Source organism: Pseudomonas sp. SBT1-2, from assembly GCF_028640875.1.
GTDB classification, from domain to species: Bacteria; Pseudomonadota; Gammaproteobacteria; order Pseudomonadales; family Pseudomonadaceae; genus Aquipseudomonas; species Aquipseudomonas chlororaphis_I.
Genome location: NZ_JAQZAA010000113.1, coordinates 49,744 through 72,005, shown reverse-complemented (window position 1 = coordinate 72,005; position 22,262 = coordinate 49,744). Strand labels below are relative to the sequence as shown.

General features: G+C 64.5%; 22 protein-coding genes. 7 read left to right on the top strand and 15 right to left on the bottom strand.

All coding sequences use genetic code 11. The annotated features are described in order from the left end of the window. Positions 1 to 14: 14 nt before the first annotated feature. The 4 genes from PVZ78_RS27700 to PVZ78_RS27685 form a co-directional block, all read right to left on the bottom strand. Positions 15 to 3,200 carry an efflux RND transporter permease subunit gene (locus PVZ78_RS27700; protein ID WP_009051070.1) on the bottom strand — a complete coding sequence of 1,062 codons (3,186 nt, stop codon included), beginning with the start codon at positions 3,198 to 3,200 and terminating at the stop codon, positions 15 to 17. After that, a complete protein-coding gene (locus tag PVZ78_RS27695; protein ID WP_039968246.1) occupies positions 3,197 to 4,375 on the bottom strand; it encodes an efflux RND transporter periplasmic adaptor subunit in 1,179 nt (392 codons plus the stop codon). Before PVZ78_RS27695 ends, PVZ78_RS27700 begins: the two co-directional genes overlap by 4 nt. A 41-nt stretch (positions 4,376 to 4,416) precedes the next feature. Further along, entirely contained in the window at positions 4,417 to 5,580 is a 1,164-nt protein-coding gene (locus PVZ78_RS27690; RefSeq protein WP_273829592.1) for an acyltransferase family protein, read from the bottom strand. A 194-nt stretch (positions 5,581 to 5,774) separates the two neighbouring features. After that, a complete protein-coding gene (locus PVZ78_RS27685; protein ID WP_028683472.1) occupies positions 5,775 to 6,965 on the bottom strand; it encodes a serine hydrolase domain-containing protein in 1,191 nt (396 codons plus the stop codon). Positions 6,966 to 7,091: 126 nt separating this feature from the next. Between PVZ78_RS27685 and PVZ78_RS27680 the strand changes: the two genes are divergently transcribed. Both PVZ78_RS27680 and PVZ78_RS27675 read left to right on the top strand, forming a co-directional pair. Continuing rightward, on the top strand, positions 7,092 to 7,979 hold the full coding sequence (locus tag PVZ78_RS27680) for a LysR family transcriptional regulator (RefSeq protein ID WP_028683471.1): 888 nt from the start codon (positions 7,092 to 7,094) through the stop codon (positions 7,977 to 7,979). A gap of 387 nt (positions 7,980 to 8,366) precedes the next feature. Continuing rightward, entirely contained in the window at positions 8,367 to 8,759 is a 393-nt protein-coding gene (locus PVZ78_RS27675; protein WP_016702675.1) for a DUF6124 family protein, read from the top strand. Positions 8,760 to 8,891: 132 nt separating this feature from the next. Here PVZ78_RS27675 and PVZ78_RS27670 read toward each other — a convergent pair whose 3' ends face one another. Further along, entirely contained in the window at positions 8,892 to 9,185 is a 294-nt protein-coding gene (locus tag PVZ78_RS27670; RefSeq protein ID WP_028683469.1) for an addiction module antidote protein, read from the bottom strand. Continuing rightward, a complete protein-coding gene (locus tag PVZ78_RS27665) occupies positions 9,182 to 9,481 on the bottom strand; it encodes a type II toxin-antitoxin system RelE/ParE family toxin (protein WP_273829591.1) in 300 nt (99 codons plus the stop codon). The genes PVZ78_RS27670 and PVZ78_RS27665 overlap by 4 nt, the downstream gene beginning before the upstream one ends. Before the next feature lie 171 nt (positions 9,482 to 9,652). On the opposite strand from PVZ78_RS27665, the gene PVZ78_RS27660 reads away from it, so the two are divergent. After that, a complete protein-coding gene (locus tag PVZ78_RS27660) occupies positions 9,653 to 10,102 on the top strand; it encodes a DUF3828 domain-containing protein (RefSeq protein WP_009051078.1) in 450 nt (149 codons plus the stop codon). Positions 10,103 to 10,126: 24 nt separating this feature from the next. Here the strand turns inward: PVZ78_RS27660 and PVZ78_RS27655 are convergent, their stop codons facing one another. The 3 genes from PVZ78_RS27655 to nirK form a co-directional block, all read right to left on the bottom strand. Further along, a complete protein-coding gene (locus PVZ78_RS27655) occupies positions 10,127 to 11,131 on the bottom strand; it encodes a zinc-dependent alcohol dehydrogenase family protein (protein ID WP_124340800.1) in 1,005 nt (334 codons plus the stop codon). 63 nt (positions 11,132 to 11,194) lie between these two features. Next, the gene (locus PVZ78_RS27650; RefSeq protein ID WP_273829590.1) at positions 11,195 to 11,494 is read right to left on the bottom strand and encodes an ArsR/SmtB family transcription factor; all 300 of its coding nucleotides are present in this window, start codon (positions 11,492 to 11,494) and stop codon (positions 11,195 to 11,197) included. 63 nt (positions 11,495 to 11,557) lie between these two features. Next, positions 11,558 to 12,649, bottom strand: a complete 1,092-nt coding sequence (nirK, locus tag PVZ78_RS27645) for a copper-containing nitrite reductase (RefSeq protein WP_009051081.1) — start codon at positions 12,647 to 12,649, stop codon at positions 11,558 to 11,560. 225 nt (positions 12,650 to 12,874) lie between these two features. Between nirK and PVZ78_RS27640 the strand changes: the two genes are divergently transcribed. From PVZ78_RS27640 to PVZ78_RS27625, 4 genes are all read left to right on the top strand, one after another. Beyond that, the gene (locus PVZ78_RS27640; protein WP_007924102.1) at positions 12,875 to 13,117 is read left to right on the top strand and encodes an exodeoxyribonuclease VII small subunit; all 243 of its coding nucleotides are present in this window, start codon (positions 12,875 to 12,877) and stop codon (positions 13,115 to 13,117) included. After that, positions 13,114 to 14,001 (top strand): (2E,6E)-farnesyl diphosphate synthase, encoded by an 888-nt coding sequence (gene ispA / locus PVZ78_RS27635; RefSeq protein ID WP_038575447.1) that lies wholly within the window; start codon positions 13,114 to 13,116, stop codon positions 13,999 to 14,001. The genes PVZ78_RS27640 and ispA overlap by 4 nt, the downstream gene beginning before the upstream one ends. Positions 14,002 to 14,112: 111 nt before the next feature. Beyond that, complete coding sequence (dxs, locus tag PVZ78_RS27630) at positions 14,113 to 16,011, top strand: 1-deoxy-D-xylulose-5-phosphate synthase (RefSeq protein WP_041987464.1); 1,899 nt, start codon at positions 14,113 to 14,115, stop codon at positions 16,009 to 16,011. Positions 16,012 to 16,114: 103 nt separating this feature from the next. After that, entirely contained in the window at positions 16,115 to 17,998 is a 1,884-nt protein-coding gene (locus PVZ78_RS27625; protein ID WP_273829589.1) for a TonB-dependent receptor domain-containing protein, read from the top strand. 84 nt (positions 17,999 to 18,082) lie between these two features. Here the strand turns inward: PVZ78_RS27625 and PVZ78_RS27620 are convergent, their stop codons facing one another. The 6 genes from PVZ78_RS27620 to thiL form a co-directional block, all read right to left on the bottom strand. Beyond that, entirely contained in the window at positions 18,083 to 18,877 is a 795-nt protein-coding gene (locus PVZ78_RS27620) for a cobalamin-binding protein (protein ID WP_009051086.1), read from the bottom strand. Then, positions 18,877 to 19,296, bottom strand: a complete 420-nt coding sequence (locus tag PVZ78_RS27615; RefSeq protein ID WP_016702669.1) for a hypothetical protein — start codon at positions 19,294 to 19,296, stop codon at positions 18,877 to 18,879. The genes PVZ78_RS27620 and PVZ78_RS27615 overlap by 1 nt, the downstream gene beginning before the upstream one ends. Then, complete coding sequence (gene ribA, locus PVZ78_RS27610; RefSeq protein WP_007924108.1) at positions 19,293 to 19,910, bottom strand: GTP cyclohydrolase II; 618 nt, start codon at positions 19,908 to 19,910, stop codon at positions 19,293 to 19,295. Before ribA ends, PVZ78_RS27615 begins: the two co-directional genes overlap by 4 nt. A gap of 112 nt (positions 19,911 to 20,022) precedes the next feature. Next, entirely contained in the window at positions 20,023 to 20,781 is a 759-nt protein-coding gene (locus PVZ78_RS27605) for a substrate-binding periplasmic protein (protein WP_273829588.1), read from the bottom strand. Positions 20,782 to 20,791: 10 nt separating this feature from the next. Further along, a complete protein-coding gene (locus PVZ78_RS27600; protein ID WP_009045821.1) occupies positions 20,792 to 21,295 on the bottom strand; it encodes a phosphatidylglycerophosphatase A family protein in 504 nt (167 codons plus the stop codon). Further along, positions 21,292 to 22,257 (bottom strand): thiamine-phosphate kinase, encoded by a 966-nt coding sequence (gene thiL / locus PVZ78_RS27595; RefSeq protein WP_273829587.1) that lies wholly within the window; start codon positions 22,255 to 22,257, stop codon positions 21,292 to 21,294. Before thiL ends, PVZ78_RS27600 begins: the two co-directional genes overlap by 4 nt. Between the last annotated feature and the right edge of the window lie 5 nt (positions 22,258 to 22,262).

Sequence of the window (22,262 nt, the reverse complement as noted above, 5' to 3'; positions counted from 1 at the left end):
CTCCCGTTCCGTTCTCAACGGACCGTCAGCTCCGCAATGGGCGGCTCGGGCGCGGCCTGGACCGCAGGGGTCCGGCGGGTGGCGAGCAGCCGCAGCGCGACATAGAACACCGGGGTGAACAACAGCCCGAACAGGGTTACCCCGAGCATGCCGAAGAACACCGCGACGCCCATGGCATGGCGCATCTCGGCACCGGCGCCGGTGGAGAGCACCAGGGGCACGACGCCCATGATGAAAGCGATGGAGGTCATCAGGATCGGGCGCAGGCGCAGCTGGCTGGCCTGGACGGCGGCGCGGACGATGCCCTGCCCCTGCAGTTCGAGTTCCCGGGCGAACTCGACGATCAGGATGGCGTTCTTGCTGGCCAGCCCCACCAGGACCATCAGGCCGATCTGGGTAAAGATGTTGTTGTCGCCCTGGGTCAGCCAGACACCCAGCAGCGCCGACATGATGCCCATGGGCACGATCAGCAGGATGGCCACCGGCAGCAGCAGGCTTTCGTACAGCGCCGCCAGCACCAGGTACACCAGCAGCATGCAGATCAGCAGGATCCACACGGTGGAGTCGCCGGAAATGATCTGTTGGTAGGTCAGCTCGGTCCATTCGAACTTGATGCCCTTGGGCAACGTCTCGGCGGCAATTCGCTCCACCGCGGCCTGGGCCTGGCCGGACGAATAACCGGGAGCCGGGCCACCGTTCAGGTCGGCGGCGGTGTAGCCGTTGTAGCGCACCACCATTTCCGGCCCGTACGTGGGATGGACCTCCACCAGGCTGCCCAGCGGCACCATGTTGCCGTCGGCGTTGCGCGCCTTCAGCTGGCCGATATCGTCGGCATGGGCCCGGAACGGCGCATCGGCCTGCACCCGCACCTGGTAGACCCGCCCCAGCAGGTTGAAATCGTTGACGTACAGCGAGCCCAGATAGACCTGCAAGGTGTCGAACACATCGGTCATCGCGACATTCGATTGCTTGGCCTTGATCCGGTCCAGATCGACCTTCAGTTGCGGAACGTCGATCTGGTAGCTGGAAAAGCTCGGCCCCAGCTCGGGTGCCTGCGCGGCTTGCTTGAGGAAGGCGCGTACCGCTGCATCGAGCTTTTCGAAGCCCAGCGCGCCACGGTCTTCCAGTTGCAGCTTGAACCCGCCCAGGGTCCCCAGCCCCAACACCGGAGGCGGCGGAAAGACCCCGGTGAACGCCTCCTTGATGGCGGAGAATTGCTGGTTCAACGCCGCCGCGATGGCCGTGGCGCTGGTTTGCGAACCGTGCCGGTCGGCGAACGGTTCGAGGATGACAAAGATGATGCCCGCGCTTGACGAGTTCATCAGGCCATTGACCGACATGCCGGGAAATTCCAGGGTGTGGGCCACGCCCGGTTGTTTCAGGGCGATTTCGTTCATCCGCTGGATCACCTGCTCGGTGCGCTCGAGCGAGGAGCCGTTGGGCAGCTGGGCCAGGCCGACCAGGAACTCCTTGTCCTGGGCCGGGACGAAACCGCCGGGCAACGAATGGCCGAGCCAGGCCGTCAGGCCGAGCAACACGGCGTACAGGCCCAGGGTCATGCTTTTGCGCTGGATGACCCGGCCCAGGTTATTGCCGTAGGACTGCTCGCCTCGCGCCGACAGCCGGTTGAAGCGGCTGAACAAGGGCCCCAGCAGCCGGTCGATCCCGCGGCTGAGCCGATCCCGCGGCTGGTCATGGCCCTTGAGCAACAGCGCACACAGGGCGGGCGACAAGGTCAGGGAGTTGAACGCCGAGATCAGGGTCGAGATGGCGATGGTCAACGCGAACTGCTGATAGAACTGCCCGGTCAACCCAGGCATGAACGCCAGCGGCACGAACACACTCACCAGGGTCAGGGTGATCGCGATGATCGGCTTGCTGACTTCGTCCATCGCCTTATAGGAGGCGGCCTTGGGCGTAAGACCCAGGGCAATGTTGCGCTCGACGTTCTCGACCACCACGATCGCATCGTCGACGACGATGCCGATGGCCAGCACCATCCCGAACAGCGACAGCGCATTGATCGAAAAACCGCAGGCCAGCATCAGCGAGAGCGTGCCGATGATCGACACGGGCATGGCCAGCAGCGGGATGATCGAGGCGCGCCAGGTCTGCAGGAACAGGATGACCACCAGCACCACCAGCAGCGTCGATTCGAGCAGGGTCTGGATCACCGCCAGAATGCTGGAGCGAACGAACTGGGTGGGGTCGAACACGATCTTGTAGTCGACCCCGGCAGGCATGTCTTCCTTGGCCTGGCGCATGATTTCGCGCGCCTGCGCGGAGATCGCCAGGGCATTGCCGCCAGCCATCTGGAACACCCCGAAACCCACCGCTGGCTTGCCGTCGACCAGTGAGCGCAAGCCGTAGTCCGAAGCCGCCAGTTCGACCCGGGCCACATCGCGCAGGAACGTCACCGCGCCGCCGGCAGAGCTCTTGAGGATGATGTCGCCGAATTCCTTTTCCGATTTCAGGCGCCCCTGGGTATTGACCGACAGTTGTTGCGCGACATCCGTGCGCATCGGCTGACCGCCGATGACCCCGGCGGCCACCTGGACGTTCTGTTCGCGGATCGCCGCGACCACATCGTTGGCGCTCAAGCCGCGCTGGGCGACTTTCTGCGGGTCCAGCCAGATGCGCATCGCGTAGTCGCCACCGCCCCAGATGCGCACCTCGCCGACGCCCGGGATACGCTCCAGCTGGTTCTTGATATTGAGAATGCCGTAGTTGCGCAGGTAGGTAGCGTTGTACTGGTCATCGGGGGAAACCAGGTGGATGGCCAGCGTCTGGGTCGACGACGACTTCATCGTCACCACCCCCAGCCGGCGCACGTCCTCGGGCAGCCGCGGCAGCGCTTGCGAGACCCGGTTCTGCACCAGTTGCTGGGCCTTGTCCGGATCGGTGCCGACCTTGAACGTGACGCTGAGTGTGAGGTTGCCGTCGCTGTTGGCCTGCGACTGCATGTACAGCATGTCCTCGACACCGTTGATCTGCTCCTCGAGCGGCGCCGCGACCGTCTGCGCCACCACCGCTGGGTTGGCGCCCGGGTACTGGGCGTTGACCACGATCAGCGGCGGCACCACATCGGGATACTCCGAGACCGGTAGGCGGAACAGCGAGATGATCCCGGCCAGCAGGATCAGGGTCGACAGGGCGCCGGCGAAGATCGGCCGGTCGATGAAGAAACGGGAGAAATTCATGGCTGGGTGCTCGCGTCCGCGCGCTGGGCCAGCAGCGGCCTGACGGTATCCCCAGGCCGTGCCCGGTGCAGGCCGTTGATCACCACCCGCTCGCCGGGCTGCAGGCCGGAATCGATGATGCGCAGATTGCCGACCAGGTTGCCGGGGCTGATGCGGCGGTACTCCACCTGATCATTGGCGGTCACCACCAGCACGAATTTCTTGTCTTGATCGGTGCCTATCGCACTGTCATCGATCAACACCGCCTGGCGCTCAGGGCCACCGCCAAGCTTGATCCGGGCCAGCATGCCGGGCCTGAGCAGGCCGTCGGCGTTGTCGAAACTGGCGCGCACGCGCAACGTGGCCGACTGCAGGTCGAGCTGGTTGTCCAGCGAGGCCAGTTTGCCCACCCGCGGGAAATCCGTTTCGTTGGACAGCCCGAGCATGACCGGCACCGCATCCGGCCGGGCACTGCTTTGGTTGAGGTAGCGCAGGAACGTCTGCTCGTCGACATCGAACGCGGCGTAGATCGGCGACAGCGATACCAGGGTGCTCAGCGGCGCGGCATTTTCACCGGCGCTGACGATATTGCCTGTCGTCACCAGGGCATTGGACATGCGCCCGCTGACCGGGGCGGTAATCCGGGTGTGGGCCAGGTCCAGCCGAGCGCTGTCGAGTATCGCCTGGGCCTGCCTGACATTGGCCTGGGCTTCGCTGGCGGCGTTCTGCTTTTCGTCCAGGTCGCGCATGGCGATGGCATTGGAGTTGATCAGCCGCTGGGCCCGGCCCAGGTCGGTGGCGGTGTACTGGCTTCGCGACTTGGCCGCGGCCAGGCTCGCCTGGGCTTCCTCGACCCGTGCGGCATAGGGCCTGGCGTCGATTTCAAACAGCAGGTCGCCCTCCTTGACGATCGCCCCGTCCTTGAAATGCACGGCGACGATCGTCCCCGATACCAGGGGGCGGATGACGACCTTTTCGACCGCCTCCAGCCGCCCGGAATAGTTCTGCCAGTCCGTCACGGGCCTGGACAGCACCATGGCCACGTCGACTTCGGCGGCCGGCGGCGCCACGCTGGCCTTCGCGGTGGTGGACGGTTCGCCGCGCAGCACGACTACCAGCGCGACCACCACGGCGCAGGCCAGCGTGGCGCGAATCATGAGAGCGCTGCCCGAGCGCCCGGATCGTATCGAGTCCATAAAACAACTTCCCTGTTATGAGGCCATCGGTTGAGAGAGGGTCAGGACGTGGCTTCGGGCTGGGCCAGGCTGCCGCCCAGCACCCTGGCCTTGCCGGTCCGGCCCCAACGCTGCATGACGGGGCGCTCGATAAAGTTGAACAGCAGCCAGCCGCCGAAGATGGAGAGCGCGAAGGTGAGCGCGACGATCAGCGTGGCGGTGCCGTTATCGAACAGGCGGCCGCCAAGCAGCTGGGTCGCCAGGGTCATGATCAGCAGGTGGATCATGTAGAAGCCGAACGAGATCTCCCCCAGCCAGACCATCCAGCGCGTGTTGAGCAACCCTTTGCGATCCTTCAGGTCGCTGGCGGCGATCGCGGTGATCAGCGCCGCGACCGGCACCAGCGTCACCAGGTTGAGGCTGTACTGGAAAGGCACATACATGGCCGCCACGTAGCTGCCGACCAGCAGCGCGAAGGCCCAGGGCACGCTCAGGTCGATCCAGCGGCCGGCCATGAGGATCCGCGCCATGAGCATGCCCAGCACGAACTCGAACAGCCGCGCGGGCGGGAAGTAGTAGGCCCACCACCACTGGCTCAGGGAAATCGGGTACTCATTGATCAGTGGCGTGGCCGGGGCCAGCAGGCGTATGGCGACTTGCGTCAGGGCCAGGCCCGCGACCATCGCCCAGGCCCAGCGCCACAGCCGCTGCTCGGCAATGTTCCAGACCAGCTTGAGCGCCAGGGGAAACAGCAGATAGAAGAACATCTCGCAGCACAGCGACCAGGACGGGCCGTTGACGCTGAGGAAGGTGTCCATCCGTGGAATCCAGGAATGCACCAGCAACAGATTGGGCAGCCAGATCGCCACGCTGGCCGCCGGCACGCTGAACAGCAGCATCGCCAGCAGCCAGGTGGCGATGTGGTTGGGGTAGATCTTCAGTAAGCGGCGCTTCCAGAAGCCGGTCAGGCTGTCGCCCTTGCGCGCCGACCAGGTGATGACAAAGCCACTGAGCACGAAAAAGAACGACACGCCGAGCCAGCCGCCACCGCTGAAGATGCGCTGGAAGGCATCGATCACATCGCTGTCGGCGTAGGGGTTGAAACCGATGATCCGGGTCAGCGACGCGTGGAACATGAACACCATAGCCGCGGCGAAAAAGCGTATTCCCGTGAGCGAATCGAGTTTGCTGTGCACATGCGAATGGTAGAACTCTGCTTTTTTCATTATCCGATCCCCATAGAGTCACGGCGCGCCCGACGACGCGTGCGCGTGCCGAGCGTGCTCCCGATAAAAACCATCAATGGCGTTGCGAACTTGCAGGCAATGTTGCGAGGGGTACGGCAATGCAGATCGCTGAGCGAACCGTCTTTATTCGATGTTTGCGTGCCGGCCCCCAGCTGGCAGGGGCCGGCACCTGTTCACTGGCCGTAGACGGCGTTGCACAGGTCTACGGTGAACTGCCCGAACATGCCTTCGAAGGCGGTGTTGGTGAAGGCGACCACCGTCAATTGCTCGGCCGGGTCGACGAACCACGAATGCCCATAGGCGCCGCCCAGCCGCCAGCTGCCGGCCGACTCGGCGGTCTGCGCCGCCGCCGGGTCCTTGAGCACCGTGAAGCCCAGGCCAAAGCCGCGTCCGGGCCAGTTTTCCAGCTCCAGATCGGCGGTCTGGTTGCTGGTCATTTCATCGACCAGGGCTTGAGGCAGCAGCGGCGCGCCACCCTTGCGCAGGGTTTCGAGCAGCGTCAGGAACTCACCGGCGCTACCGATCAGGCCCGAGCCACCGGAGTCATAGGCATGCGGGTCCAGGGCCCGGGCCGGGTCCAGCTTGATGCCCGCGGTGCCCTCGAAGACCGGGACCACTTCCAGCGCCTCGATACGATGCGGCCGTGGCTGATCGTTCAGGTACGCCGCGGTCAGGCGGCTGACGTCTGAAACCTTGAAACTGGTGTCGTGCAACTGCAGTGGCTGGACCACCAATTGATCGATCGCCACGGCGAGGGTCGTGCCATGCACGGCGGCGATCAGCCCGCCCAGGACGTCGGTGGCGATCGAGTAGCCCCAGTTGCTGCCGGGCTTGTACTGCAATGGAATCTGGCCCAGGCGGCGCAGGTTCTCTTCCAGCGAAAGCTCGCTGCGCTCCAGCCCGTCGGACACCCCGGCGGCGTGATAAGGGCCGCCCTCGGCGCTTTCCAGGAAGCCATAGGAAAGACCGGCGGTATGGCTCAGCAGCTGGCGCAGGGTAATGGTCGCGGGCTGGCCGTCGTTCAGGGTTGGCTTGAAATACGGCAACCAGCGGCTGATGTCATCGTCCAGCTGGATCTTGCCCTGGGCGACCAGCACCAGCGCCGCCACCGAAGCGATCGGCTTGGAGACCGAAGACAGCCGGAACAAGGCATCTTCACGCATCGGCACTTGCGCTTCCCGGTCGGCCAGGCCCGCCGCGCGGCGATAGATGAGCTCGCCGCGATGAGCCACCAGCACCACGGCGCCCACCAGGCGCTGGTCGTGCAGGGTCTGCTCGAGCACGGCATCGATCCGTGAGGCCACCTGGGTGGACTCGAACGAGCGAAGAGACTGTAGCGGGCGAAGCGGTTCGTTGACTGACATAGCTGACCCCAAATTGCTGAATGGTTGAACTGGATGCAGCGATGGTAGAACCGGCCACGGTAGGGAAACAGAGGTTACAATTCCGGGGTCCACGGACATTTTTGTCCGCAATCAAAGGAGTGAGTGTTGGATAAGCTCAATGGCATCACCGTGTTCGTCCAGGTCGCCGAAAGCCGCAGTTTCGTCGCGGCGGGCCGCTTGCTCGGGATCTCCGCCTCGGCCGTGGGCAAGAGCATCGCCCGCATGGAAGAGAAACTCGGCACCCGGCTATTCCACCGCAATACCCGCAGCATCAACCTGACCAGCGAGGGCTCGCTGTTCCTGGAACGCTGCCGCCGGGTGCTCAACGAGCTGGAAGCCGCGGAGCAGGAACTCTCCAGCTCCAGCGAGACGCCACGCGGCAAGCTGCGCATCAGCCTGCCGCTGCTGGGCAACGTTTTGTTCATGCACCTGTCGCGCTTCATGCAGCGTTATCCGGACATCCAGCTGGAGCTGGACTTCACCGACCGGCTGGTGGACGTGGTCGAGGAAGGCTTCGACGCCGTGCTGCGCACCGGCCAGTTGCACGACTCCCGCTTGATGGCCAGGAAACTCGACAGCTTCGGCTTCTACCTGGTGGGCGCCCCCAGCTACTTTGCCAGCCACGGCTACCCGGCCACGGTCGAGCAGCTGCAGGAACACCACTGCCTGCATTACAAACTGCCGTCGACAGGCAAGCTGGAAAAATGGCCGCTGACGGGCCTCGCCGAAGGCGCCGAGCTGAAAGTGCCGGCGACCATGGTCTGCAATAACCTGGACATGCTGATCCACATGGCCAGGCAAGGCCTGGGCATCGCCTGCGTCCCCGAATTCGCGGTGTGCGAGGCACTGGATGCCGGCGAACTGGAATCGATCCTGCCCGATCGGGTGCAGCGCACCCTGAACATCCAGGTGGTATGGCCATCGAGCCGCCACCTGACGCCGAAACTGCGGGCGTTCATTGACTTTATCTGTGACGGCGGGGGGCGGGGGTGAGGGTTGCTGGCCTTTTGGCAGCCCGTGCAGCGTTCGAAACATCGAGGCGGCCTTTGGCTTGGCCAGGTCCAGATGTAAGGCTCTTCGCTTTCTATTGAGCGACTTTTCCTAGAATCTCCAACCCGCTTGCGCCTGCCAAACCTGCTGCCTAGGCTCGGCCTGTCACTGCCAATTCAGTGATCGGGTTTAGCAGCCCACCGGACTAGGCGCAAAGTGCCCCCTCAGCGAGGCGCTTTTATTCGGCCCAAGCTTTTATGGTGGCCGTGCGCAGGGCACCCTCGGGTGCGCCGGTTTTCCTAGTCACCGGTCTGCTAACCTGCAAACGGCTGCCACCCTATCGTTTAGCAGCGATGGTGATGGCTCCTAATCTGTACTAGGAGTTAAACCATGAAAAAGCTCGTCCCCGATCCACCCATGCCCCTGCCCGGGCAATTCAGAACCCCCGAACACGACCTCGCCACCCAACGCATCCGCCTGGCCCTGGCCGCGAACAACCCTGGACCCTCGATCCTCAACAACCTGAAAGACACAGCCGCGACAGTCGTGGGCCACGACTCACTGTTCGACGTCCGCCCCGGCGTCAGCGCCGAAGAAGCCTTGGTCCACGTGGCGCTGCTGCTCGATTGCGCGGTGCAGGTCAGCGATGAAATCAGCGAACGCGCCAGCGGTGTGGAACGCGGGCTGATCTGGTCGATGATCCACTCGGTGGAAATGGCCAATGCCGTAGTGAACGCACTGCTCGATGCCAATCGGCCGACCGAGGCCACGGCCTTGCGTTAAAGGCTCAAGTAGCCGAAGGCAGGAACGGGGCGAATATTCATTCGCCCCTCTTTATAGAGGCGCTCTTATTGATCGGCCCTCTGCAAGCCTGAAGTAAAACCTTTATGGGGCTGGATGCGACCGCCACCCTCATCAAGACGCCCCATGCACCCGCGCCGTCATCTCCAGCCCCAGGGCGCGCATCACCGCCAGCAGGGTCTTCAGGGTCGGGTTGCCCTTGTCGCTGAACGAGCGGTACAGCTGCTCGCGGGACAGCCCGGTTTCATGGGCCAGTTCGGTCATGCCCTTGGCCCGCGCCACCACGCCCAGGGCTTTGGCGATGTAGCCGGCATCGCCGGTCTCGAAGGCGTCCGCCATGAACAGGGCAATGGCTTGCGGGTCGCGCAAGGCCGTGGCGGGGTCATAGTCGAAAAGCGGTTCGTTCATGATCGGCTCCAACGACGGGCCAGGTGTTTGGCCAGTTCGATATCTCGGCTCTGGCGACTCTTGTCGCCGCCGCATAACAGGATGACGAGTTGCAGGCCGCACGGCTGGAAGTAAACCCGGTAGCCCGGCCCGTAATGGATGCGCAACTCACTGACGCCTTCGCCCACCGGAGACACGTCACCGGCAAGGCCGTTGGCCAGGCGAAAAATCCGCGCAGCGATCAACGCCCTGGCTCTGGGATCCTTGAGCCTGTTTTCCCACTCCATAAAGGTCGCGATCTGTTTGATCTCGATCATGCCGCGACCGTAGTTTAAAGACTACATCATTTGAAAGCGTATTTGTATTGCAAGGCACTGCCAGCGCACAGGCCGATAGCGATCCGGGCCACAGCGTGTTGAAATCGAGCACTCGGCCACAACCTGATGTCTCAACGGCTCAATGTCTTAACTCCTTGTAAGGACGTCCCCATGAGAAAGCTGTTCCCCCTGCTGCTCCTCGCCGCGGCTTTCCATCAACCCCTCGCCCTCGCCGACTGCGCCAGCTCGCCCAAGCCGGTGGCCGAGGCCTTCTACAACTGGTACCTGGAAAGTTTCAGCAACGAAAAAGACCCGATCACCGATGACCTGCCGCACCTGCAGCAGTACGTCACCCAAACGCTGATCGAACGGATCAAGAAGCAGATGAGCAGCCCCGAAGGGCTGGAAGAGGACTACTTCCTCAAGACCCAGGACTACATGGATGAGTGGCTGACCCAAATCAAGGTCAGCGAACCGCAGGTGCAAGGCGCCTCGGCGCGCGAGTCGGTGACCCTGGGCAATACGCCGGACACCACGCAGATCGTCGACCTGCTGCTGGTCAAGGACAAAGGCTGCTGGAAGATCAACGAGGTGCTGGCCACCACGGATCAGAGCGAGTGATCCGCAGCGGCCGGCCAGGCAGGGTCAGATATCGAGAATGATCTTGCCGAAGTGCTGGTTGCTTTCCTGGTAGCGGAAGGCATCGACTATCGCCTCCAGGGCGAAATGCTTGTCGAGGATCGGATGCATGCCGTTGGCATCGATGGCGCGGACCATGTCCTGCTGCTGCCGGCGGTTACCCACCAGCACGCCTTGCAGGCGCAGTTGCTTGACCAGCGCGGTGACGATCGGGAACTCACCCGCCACGCCGGTCAGGATGCCTATCACCGAGATATGGCCACCGGCCCGGGCGGCGATCATCGACTGTTCCAGGGTGGCCGGGCCGCCGACTTCGATCACGTGGTCGACGCCACGGCCGGCAGTGAGTTTCTGCACGGTTTCGCCCCAGGTAGGGTCCTCGCGGTAGTTGATCAGGTGATCGGCACCGAGGGCTTTCAGCCGTTCCAGCTTGGCATCGCTGGACGAGGTGGCGATCACGGTGGCGCCGAGCATCTTGGCGAATTGCAGGGCGAAGATCGACACGCCGCCGGTGCCTTGCACCAGCACGGTGTCGCCAGCAGTCACCCGGCCGTCGTCCACCAGCGCACGCCAGGCAGTGAGACCGGCGGTGGTCAGGGTCGCGGCTTCGGCGTGGCTCCAGCCCTTGGGCGCACGGGTGAAGGCGGTGGCGCGAGCGGTAACGACTTCACGGGCGTAACCGTCCAGGCCGTCGCCCGGCACCGTGGCAAAGCCGACGACATTGGGCCTGCCATCCAACCATTCGGGGAAAAAGGTGCTGACCACCGAGTCGCCAACGGCGAATTCACTGACCCCCTCGCCCACGGCGATCACTTCGCCGGCGCCATCGGCCATCGGGATGCGCGACTCAGTCGGGCCCCACATGCCGCTGACCACCGCGAAATCGTGGTAGTTGAGGGAACTGGCGCGCAGGCGCACGGTAATTTCGCCCGCTTGTGGCGCCGCGGCCGGAGCCTCGCCGACCACTACTTTATCGTAGCCACCACCGGGTTGTACGTAGATTGCTTTCATGAACAGATCCTCCTGGGTTGCCTTTTCATTTCGAAAAATAACGAAATGTTCAAGTAAAAAAACTCAGAGTTCGCGCTTCAGTTGCTCGGTAAGGGCGGCAATAGCGGCTTCGTTACGGCGAAAGTAAGTCCACTTGCCAATGCGCGTGGCCTCGACCAGACCCGCCTGCTGCAGGATCGCCAAATGGCTGGAGGTGCTGGACGCCGAAAGCGCGGCCTTGTGCTGCAGGTGAGTCATGCAGATGCCGATTTCTTTCGGCGCGTCATGCCCCTGGGGCGGAAAATTGCCTTCCGGGTCCTTCAGCCATTCAAGCATCTGCATGCGGATGTCGCTGGCCAGCGCTTTGATTTGATCGATGAGCATGGCGGGGATATTACGGACTTTTACGAAATGATCAAGACCTGAGCAATATCCCCGCCCCTCTTCCTATTGCTTGGGCTCGACGATTGGACCCGGCGCTTTCACCTGGGTCATCAGGTCATCGTCCCACTGCCCCTCCACCTTGATCTGGGCCAGGGCCCCCAGTTCCATGGCCTCGATCAGGTTGTGGCTGAGGTACACGTAGGTCCCCGGCTGCTTGAAGGTATAGAGCGCTGCGACCGCGGAGCCGCCGGGGATAAACCAGGTTTCCATGTTGCGTTGCGGCGGGTTGGCGAACTTGCCGGTGGTCCAGACCCAGTCGCCGTGGCCGCCAATCAGGTGCGGACGGCTGTCGCGGTTGGCCTGGGAATGGATGAACAGCACGCTCTCCCCAACCTTGGAGGTCAGCGCGTTGGCCCCGGTCAGGGCGCCGACACGGCCGTTGAACACCACGTGGCTCGGGGTCAGGGTGCGCATGACCGCGCGGGTGTCCTGGTAACTGGACGCCAGGTCCGGGTAGTCCTTGTAGTGGCCGTCCTTGTCCTTGGGGATATACAGGTCGGACTCGCCGATGGTGTAGACGCGGTCGTAATGCAGGGGTTTGCCCTGCGGGTCGCGCAGGCCGTCACGGGGCAGCACCATCAGCGCGCCGTTCATGCCCGACACCACGTGCCACGGCACCATGCCTTGCGGCGCGCAGTGATAGACAAAGGTGCCGCTGCGGTCGGCCTTGAAGCGCAGCACCACTTCCTGCCCTGGCACCACCTGGGTCAGGCCCGCCCCGCCCAGGGCGCCGGTGGCCGCGTGAAAGTCGACATTGTGGGGCATGCTGTTGGTCGCCGGATTGACCAGCGTCAGCTCTATATAGTCACCCTCGTGCACCACCAGGGTCGGGCCGGGCATGGAGCCATTGAAGGTCATGGCCTGGAGCGTGGTGCCCTGGTCGTCGATGACCATTTTTTTCTCTTCGATACTCATGCGGAACTGCACCACCTTGGGCGGCCCGCTGACCACCTGCTCATGGGGATGCACCAGCGGCGGCGCGACCAGGTCGACCTTCACCCGCTGCAAACCCTCGGCCCCACCGGCCAGCGCCAGGCTGCTGGCACAGCTGCCAAGCAGCACACAGGCCCCCAATACACTTCGAAAAACACTCATTGCAGCTTCTCCTTGCCAATCAACGATGGGGCATTGCAAGGCAAGTGCGCGCAACTTTCCTTGTCGTAAAGCAAGAAATGGCGACAGAAGGTCAACCCGCGCACCGTCCCCTGACCCAGGGCAGAAAATCGCCCTCTCGACCCGTTCGGCAGGCGCCGCTCATTTGCCCCAAACCCCCATGTCTGCTAGTGTCGCGCCGGTTTAACGTCAACCGGGATAGCCGCCATGGCCCGCAAAAAAGCTGCCTTAGATTTCGAACAATCCCTCGCCGACCTGCAAACGCTGGTCGAGCGTCTGGAGAACGGCGAGCTGTCGCTGGAAGACTCGTTGACCGCCTTCGAGCAAGGCATCGGCCTGACCCGCGATTGCCAGGCGGCGCTGGCCCAGGCCGAGCAGAAGGTGCAGATCCTGCTGGAACGCGATGGCGAGCTGGCCGAAGAACCCTTCGACGCGGAACAGCCAGAATGATCGCGGCCTATCAGGCCAGCAGTCAGGCCCGGGTCAATGCTGCACTGGAAACCCTGTTCCACGCGCCAAGCCCGGAGCTGGCCCGTCTTTACGAGGCCATGCGCTACAGCGTGATGAACGGCGGCAAGCGCGTACGCCCGCTGCTGGCCTACGCCGCCTGCGAAGCCCTCGGCGCCCGGCCGGAGCAAGCCAACGGCGCCGCCTGCGCGGTGGAGCTGATCCACGCCTATTCCCTGGTGCACGACGATTTGCCGGCGATGGACGACGACGACCTGCGTCGCGGCCAGCCGACCACCCACAAAGCCTTCGATGAAGCCTGCGCGATTCTCGCTGGCGACGGTTTGCAGAGCCTGGCCTTCAGCGCCCTGCTCGACCCGCGCCTGAGCGATTCGAGCGCCGAGATCCGCCTGCAGATGGTCAGCGCCCTGGCGCTGGCGGCGGGCCCGGCGGGCATGGTCGGCGGCCAGGCCATCGACCTCGGTTCGGTGGGCCTCAAGCTCGACCAGAAAGCCCTGGAATACATGCACCGGCACAAGACCGGCGCGCTGATCGAGGCCAGCGTCAAGCTCGGCGCCCTGGCCAGCGGCCGGGCCGAAAAAGACGAGCTCAAGTCCCTGCAGACCTATGCCCAGGCCATCGGCCTGGCGTTCCAGGTGCAGGACGACATTCTCGACGTGGAAAGCGATACCGCGACCCTCGGCAAACGCCAGGGTGCCGACATCGCGCGGGACAAACCGACCTACCCGGCCCTGCTTGGCCTGGAAGCGGCCAAGGCCTATGCCCTGGAACTGCGCGATCAGGCCCTGCACGCACTGCGACCCTTTGACGCGGGCGCCGAGCCCCTGCGGGAGCTGGCGCGTTATATCGTCGAACGACGCAGTTGATCGACCCCGGCGCGGCAGACCGCATATCGGCCAAGTTCCGCGCTCTGCGTGGGCAGCTTGCGATGCATAAGGTAAACTGCCGCCTCTTTTATACCTATAACGATTCGCCTGATGCCCACGACGTTTCATGAGATTCCCCGCAAGCGCCCGACCACGCCCCTGCTCGACCGTGCCAACACGCCGGACGGCCTGCGCCGGTTAGGCGAAGCCGAGCTGGAAACCCTGGCCGATGAGTTGCGCCTGGAATTGCTCTATACGGTCGGCCAGACCGGTGGGCATTTCGGTGCCGGCCTGGGCGTCATCGAGCTGACCATCGCGCTGCATTACGTCTTCGACACGCCGGACGACCGTCTGGTGTGGGACGTGGGTCATCAGGCTTATCCGCACAAGATCCTCACCGGTCGCCGCGAGCGCATGGCCAGCCTGCGCCAGAAGGACGGCCTGGCCGCCTTCCCACGGCGTTCCGAGAGCGAGTACGACACCTTTGGCGTCGGCCATTCCAGCACCTCGATCAGTGCGGCGCTGGGCATGGCCATTGCCGCCCGCCTGCAGAACAGCGAGCGCAAGGCGATCGCGGTGATCGGCGACGGCGCCCTGACCGCGGGCATGGCCTTCGAGGCGCTGAACCACGCGCCGGAAGTGGACGCCAACATGCTGGTGATCCTCAACGACAACGACATGTCGATCTCGCGTAACGTCGGCGGCCTGTCCAACTACCTGGCCAAGATCCTCTCCAGCCGCACCTACGCCAGCATGCGCGAAGGCAGCAAGAAGGTACTGTCGCGCCTGCCCGGCGCCTGGGAAATCGCCCGCCGCACCGAAGAATACGCAAAAGGCATGCTGGTTCCCGGCACCCTGTTCGAAGAACTGGGCTGGAACTACATCGGCCCGATCGATGGCCACGACCTGCCGACCCTGATCGCCACCCTGCGCAACATGCGCGACCTCAAGGGCCCGCAGTTCCTGCACGTGGTGACCAAAAAGGGCAAAGGTTTCGCCCCGGCGGAAGTCGACCCGATCGGCTACCACGCCATCACCAAGCTCGATCCCCTGGACAGTCCCGCCGCCGCGCCGAAAAAGGCCGGCGGGCCGAAGTACTCCGGTGTGTTCGGCGAATGGCTGTGCGACATGGCCGCCGCCGACCCGCGCCTGGTGGGCATTACCCCGGCGATGAAGGAAGGCTCGGACCTGGTGGCCTTCAGCGAGCGTTTCCCGCTGCGCTACTTCGACGTGGCGATTGCCGAGCAGCACGCCGTGACCCTGGCGGCCGGCATGGCCTGCGAAGGCGCCAAGCCGGTGGTGGCGATCTATTCGACCTTCCTGCAGCGCGGTTACGACCAGCTTGTGCATGACGTAGCGGTGCAGAACCTCGACGTGCTGTTCGCCATCGACCGCGCCGGCCTGGTGGGCGAAGACGGCCCGACCCACGCCGGCAGCTTCGACCTGTCGTTCCTGCGCTGCATCCCCGGCATGGTGGTGATGACCCCGAGCGACGAGAACGAGCTGCGCAAGATGCTCAGCACCGGCCACCTGTACAACGGCCCGGCCGCCGTGCGTTACCCGCGCGGTACCGGCCCGAACGCCACCATCGAGAAAGACCTGCAGCCGATCGAGATCGGCAAGGGCGTGGTGCGCCGCCAGGGCAGCAAAGTCGCCCTGCTGGTGTTCGGCGTGCAACTGGCCGAGGCGCTGAAAGTCGCCGACAAGCTGGACGCCACCGTGGTCGACATGCGTTTCGTCAAGCCGCTGGATGAAGCCCTGGTGCGCGAGATCGCCGCCAGCCACGAACTGCTGGTGACCGTCGAAGAGAACGCCATCATGGGCGGCGCCGGCGGCGCGGTCAGCGAGTTCCTGGCGCACGAGGCGATCCTCAAGCCGATCCTGCACCTGGGCTTGCCGGACCTCTATGTCGAGCACGCCAAGCCTGCGCAGATGCTGGCCGAATGCGGCCTGGACGAAGCCGGCATCGAAGCCGCCGTGCGGGAACGCCTGCGCCTGCTCGGCCTGTAAGCCTCAAAAGCGACGGCCCTTCGGGGCCGATCGCAGCCTTCGGCAGCGGCTACAGGAGTTATCCCCGGCCCCTGCCTCGCTCGCCAAGCGCCACGGATTGTCGATGAAACCCGCCCTCCTCGCCCTGCCCCTTGCCTTGCTGCCCACCGGCCAACTGCTGGCCGACAACCTCGATCGCGAACAGGCCCTCAAGCTGCCCGACACCCTGATCAGCGCCAACCGCCAGGTAGAGGCGCGCAACGACAGCAGCGCCGCCAACACCCTGTTCACCCGCGACGATATCGACCGCCTGCAACCCTCCAGCGTCACCGACCTGCTGCAACGGGTGCCTGGCGTGCAGGTGGCGCAGAGCGGCGGCCGGGGCAGCGTGCCGGGGATCTATATCCGCGGCACTTCGTCGGCCCAGACCCTGGTGCTGGTGGACGGCCAGCGCATCGGCAGTTCGAGCTCCGGCGACAGCAACCTGCAGCACCTGAATATCCAGCAGATCGAACGGGTAGAAGTGCTGCGCGGTTCGCGTTCGGTGATTTACGGCAGCGATGCCATTGGCGGGGTGATCCAGATCTTCACCCGGCGCAGCGCCGAGCAGGGCCTGCAACCGCGCCTGCACCTGGGGGTGGGCAGCCACCAGAGCTGGGAACGCAGCATCGGCCTGTCCGGCGGCGACCAGCAGACCCGCTTCAACCTGGGCGCCAGCCTCGACGACACGGCCGGGAGCAATCGCACCCATGAGTCCTATGCCAGCGATCGCGATGATGACGCCTACCGCAACCAGGCCCTCAGCCTGAGCCTGAGCCACGCCTTCAACGACGACTGGGAAGCCGGCCTGAACCTGCTGGATAACCGCGGCAAAAGCGAGTTCGACAACCCCTTCGGGCGCTTCGACAGCCGCACCTTCGAGAGCTTCCCCCAGAAGCCCTACAGCGAATTCGCGGTGAGCAGCTTCAGCAGCTATATCGACGGCCGCATCGACGAAGCCTGGAAGTCGCGCCTGGAACTGGGCCACAGCGAGAACCGCGAGAAGACCTTCGACAAGCTCAGCGACGAACGCACGGTGTTCAACACCTATCGCGACTCGGTCAACTGGCAGAACGACCTGACCCTCGACGAACGCAACAGCCTGATCGTCGGCGGCGACTGGTATCAAGACCGGGTCAATAGCAGCACCGCCTTCGCCGAGGACAGCCGCTGGAACCGCGCGGCCTTTGTCCAGCATCGCTTCAAGGCCGACAGTTTCTCCACCGAGCTGGGCCTGCGTCGCGACCAGAACCAGCAGTTCGGCGGCCAGAACAGTTGGAGCGGCACCCTCACCTTGCCGCTGAATGCCGACAATGATGTCCTGCTGACCTACAGCGAAGGCTTCCGCGCCCCGACCTTCAACGACCTGTATTACCCCGACTTCAGCAACCCCGACCTCAAGCCCGAGACCTCGAAAAGCTACGAGCTGCAATGGCGCAGCCAGTTGAGCGAAAGCACGCGCCTGGAAACCTCGCTGTACCGCACCGACCTGGAAGACGCGATTATCTTCGGCAGCAACTCGCGCCCGCAGAACGTCGCCTCGGCACGCATCAACGGCTTCGAGGCGGCGCTGCGCCAGGAGCTGTTTGGCTGGCAGAGCAATCTGGGGCTGGCAATCATCGATCCCCGCGACCGCGACACCGGCCACACCCTGGCCCGCCGCGCCCGGCGCACCCTGAGCCTGGACCTGGACCGGCAGTTCGACCGCCTGGGCCTCGGCGCCAGCTGGCAGGCGGTGAGCAGCAGCTATGACGACCTGGCCAACCAGCAACGCCTCGGCGGTTATGCCCTGCTGGGCTTGCGCAGCAGCTGGGCGCTGAATCGCGAGGTCCGGCTGGAATTGAAGGTCGACAATCTGCTGGATAAGTCCTACAGCCGGGTGCTGTACAGCCATGACGGCGCGCAATACGGGTATCGGGAGCCAGGCCGGGCCTGGATGTTCGGGGTGACCTGGACGCCGGAGCTTTAGTCATGCGGCGCCAGTGAGGGCGCCCGCGGGCAAGCCTCGCTCCTACAGACTCAACGAGGCTTGCCCGCGATGCGCTAGCCGCGGCTACTCAGGATCAAGCAATTGGCAGAGCTTGGCCGTCGCGGCGATCATCTGCCCGCTCGGCCGCTCCAGGCCTTTATCGCTGATCAGCAACAACCGGCCTTGGGCCACAGCCTTCAGCTGCGGCCAGGCTTTCCAGGCATCCAGCTGGGCCTGGGTGCTGGCCAGGATCACTTCAGGGTTGCGCTGCAGCACCGCCTCGACGCTGACCTGGGGCGCCGGCAGCGGCAGGTCGGCAAACACGTTGCGCGCGCCGCACACACTCAAGGCATCACTGATGATTTGCCCGCCGCCCACGGTGTACAGCGGCTGATCCCAGACTTGATAAAACACCGCCAGAGGCGCGCTGCGGGCATAGCGCTGACGCAGGTTGGCCAACTGCCGCCGTAACGTATGGGCACGTTCCAGGCCGCGTTGTGGGCGCCCTAGCCGGGCGGCGATGGTTTCGATCTGGGTGATGAGCTGGTCGAGGCTGTGGGGTTCGGCCACCAGGGTCGGGATACCCAGCCGGCTGAGCTGCTCGCGCTGGGCCGGGCCGACGCTGCCGGGCCAGAGCAGGAGCAGATCCGGCTTGAGGCTGAGCAGCCGCTCCATGTCCAGCTGGCCGTAGCGGCCCACCGACGGCAGGTTGTGCAATTGAGGGGGACGCTCGCCAGCATCCAGCACGCCGACCAGCAGATCGGCGGAATCCAGTTCGACGACGATTTCCGACAGTGAAGGCGCCAGGCTGACCACGCGCTCCACGGCCAGCGCCGGGCCGCCGAGGGCCAGCAGCAGGACTGCCAGCCAGCGAGACATCAACCGAGCTGACGCGGAATGCGGTAGAGGTAGAACAGCACGGCGGTGGACAGCGCCAGCAGGATCAGCGGCACCGCTTCCAGGCCGACGAACACCGCCAGGGCGCCGATCCAGGCCGGCAGCGCCGCGGCCAGGAACGCCGCACGACGACGGGCCGCCAGCTCGATCCAGGCAGCCGGTTCTTCAAGGGTATCGAGGGCTTTATGGGTGGCGATCAACGCGCGCTTGTAGCCGCCAAAAAAACGCAGGCTGACAAACATCGAGGCCACGCCAGCGATGAAAAACGGCATCGCCAGGATCGGCAGCAGCGGCTCGCCCTGACCAAACACCAGGTTGATCACGAACAGCGGCAGCAGCGCCAGCGCCAGGTATTGCCACCAACTGACGGCCAGGCGCCGCCGGACCTGACCGCGGGTCACGCCCGGTCTACCTCGCCCTGGTGCTCGTTGCCCATCATGTGGTCGAGCTTGCTGGCCTTGGTGGCCAGGTAGAGTTTGTTGTGCGGGTTGTGGCCGGTATGCAGCGGCACGCGCTCGGCGACGACTATGCCCATCTCGGTCAGGGCTTTGACCTTGCGTGGGTTGTTGGTCATCAGGCGCAGGGATTTCACCCCCAGGTGCTCGAGCATCGGCAGGCACATAGCGTAGTCACGCTGGTCGGCGGCAAAACCGAGGCGCTCGTTGGCTTCCACGGTGTCGGCGCCGCCGTCCTGCAACTCATAGGCGCGGATCTTGTTCAGCAAACCGATGCCGCGGCCTTCCTGACGCAGGTACAGGAGCACGCCACGGCCTTCGCGGGCGATTGCCTGCAGGGCGGCTTCCAGTTGCGAACCGCAGTCGCAGCGCTGGCTGAACAGGGCATCGCCGGTCAGGCATTCGGAGTGCAACCGGCCGAGCACCGGAGCGCCATCGGCAATATCACCCAGGCTGAGCACGACGTGCTCGCGGCCGGTGGCTTCATCGAGAAAACCGTGCATGGTGAATTGCGCAAAAGGGGTGGGCAGCTTGGAAGCGGCAACAAAAACGACGGGCACCGTTGTGCTCCTGATCTGTATGGGACTGGAGATTCGCAGAGGCGGCATTGTAACAGCAGCTTCCGACAGACGCTTAGGCTGAATTATCGGACATAAAGATCGAGAAGTTAGATCAACGGTCTTCAGGCGGACGCCCGGTATCGAACGGATAGGGCTGCTGCCAGCGCTGGAAAATCGGGCGCAAACGGCCGTTTTTCACCAACTCGTCCATCCGCCGTTCGAACAGCGCGCGCAGCACCCGGCCCCGTTCATTGTCGGCAAAGCCCAGGAACAGCGGCAGTTCGGCCAGATGGGTGCGTCGGAACTGTGAGCGGTCCTCGGCCTGGGACAGGACAAAATCGACCTCGGTCAGGGCATCGATATAGAAGTCGGCGCGACCTTGCTGGAGCATCGGCAAGATACCGACCCGCCGGCGGATTTCATTGAAACGCTGAATATTGGGCAAGTAGTCCTGGTAGCGGTAGCCGCGCACCCAGACCAGACGGTAGTTGCCGAGCGTGGCCAGGGTCGGCGGCGAACTCGTCGCCAGGCCCAGGCTGTAGATATGGTCGGTGTCGTAGTTCCAGCGCGGATACAGGGCGCCATCGGTTTCGTCCCGATAGGAGCCGACCAGGGCATCGACTTCACGCCGCTGCACCAGCCCGACCGAGCGGGTGTAGGGCACACTGCGCATGTCGAGCTTCACGCCCTGGGTCTCGAAGACTTCGCGCAGGATATCCCAGGCCATGCCCTGGCCATCGGCCTGGGTGTAGTTGTCCCACTCCTCGCTGGCCACCCGGATTTCCCCGGGCAGCGCCGCCGGCTCTGCGGCCCGGACCAGGCCGGCGGTCAAGACACAGAGCGTTACCAGCAGAGCGCGAGCGACCGGCATGGCTGATTCCTCAGGCAAAGCACCACACCAGCCCCTGCATCGCCAACCAGGCGAAGACACCGGCCAGCACGTCGTCGAGCATGATCCCGATACCGCCGTGCACATGCCGGTCGATCCAGCGAATCGGCCAGGGCTTGAGAATGTCGAAGAAGCGGAACATCAGGAAGCCCGCCAGCAACCACTGCCAGCCTTCCGGCACCAGCCACAGGGTGATCCACATGCCGACCATTTCGTCCCAGACGATGCCTTCATGGTCATGCACCCTCAGGTCGTCGGCCACCTTGCCGCACAGCCAGAAGCCGAACAGCATGGTGATGCCGAGCATCAGCCAGTAGCCCCAGTCCGGCAGCATCTGCCACAGCGGAATGAACGGTAGCGCCACCAGCGAGCCCCAGGTCCCCGGGGCCTTGGGCAAGGTGCCCGAACCGAAGCCGAAGGCCAGGAAATGCCAGGGGTTACGCCAGACGGAGGGCGGCACGAACTCTGCCGGAACCTGTTTGGGATGATCTGTCACGGTGTCTCCCGAAAATGTTGATAGCCCCGAGTGCTCGGGGTGATGTCCCGCCCCTCGGCATCCAGCAGCACCACGCCCTGCCCGGCCACGACCCGGCCCAGCACATGCACCGGCCAGCCGGCGGCGAGCAGCGGCGCCAGCTCGGCTTCGGGCAAGGTGAAGACCAGCACGTAGTCGTCGCCGCCGCTGAGTGCCGCCGAGCGGGCGTCATTCTCACCGAGAAAGCTCAACAACGCCCGGGACATCGGCAGTTTTTCACTTTCGATCAGCAAGCCGACAGCCGAAGCCGCAGCAATGTGCCCGCAGTCGGCCAGCAGGCCATCGGAGATATCCAGGGCCGCGCTGGCCTTGCCACGCAGCGCCTGGCCCAGGGCCAGTTGCGGTTGCGGCGACCAGTAGTGGGCCAGCAAGGGCTCGGCGATATCCGGATCGGCGCTGCGCTGCCCGAGCACCAGGGGCAAGGCACCAGCGCCATTGCCCAGTTCGCCCCCCACACACAGCAGATCGCCCGGACGGGCACCGCTGCGGGTCAGGGCCTGGCCGGCGGGCACGCGACCGAACACAGTCATGGTCAGGGTCAACGGGCCGCGCGTGGTGTCGCCGCCTACCAGGCGCACACCACAGCTCTGCGCCATGGCGCTCAGGCCATTGGCATAGGCTTGCAGCCAATCGGTTTCAACCGTCGGCAAGGTCAGGGCAAGGGTGAAGGCGACGGGCGCGGCGCCCATGGCCGCCAGGTCGCTGACCGCCACTGCCAGCGAGCGCTGGCCGAGCAGGAAAGGGTCGCAGGGGTCTGCGAAATGCACACCGGCCACCAGGGTGTCGGTGGAAATCGCCAACTGTTCGCCGGGGGGAACAGCCAGCAAGGCGCAGTCGTCGCCAATCCCCAGTGCAACGCCCTCGCCGCCCTGCGCACAAGGCGCGGCAGCGAAGAAGTTACGGATCAGCTCAAACTCGCCCATGGCAG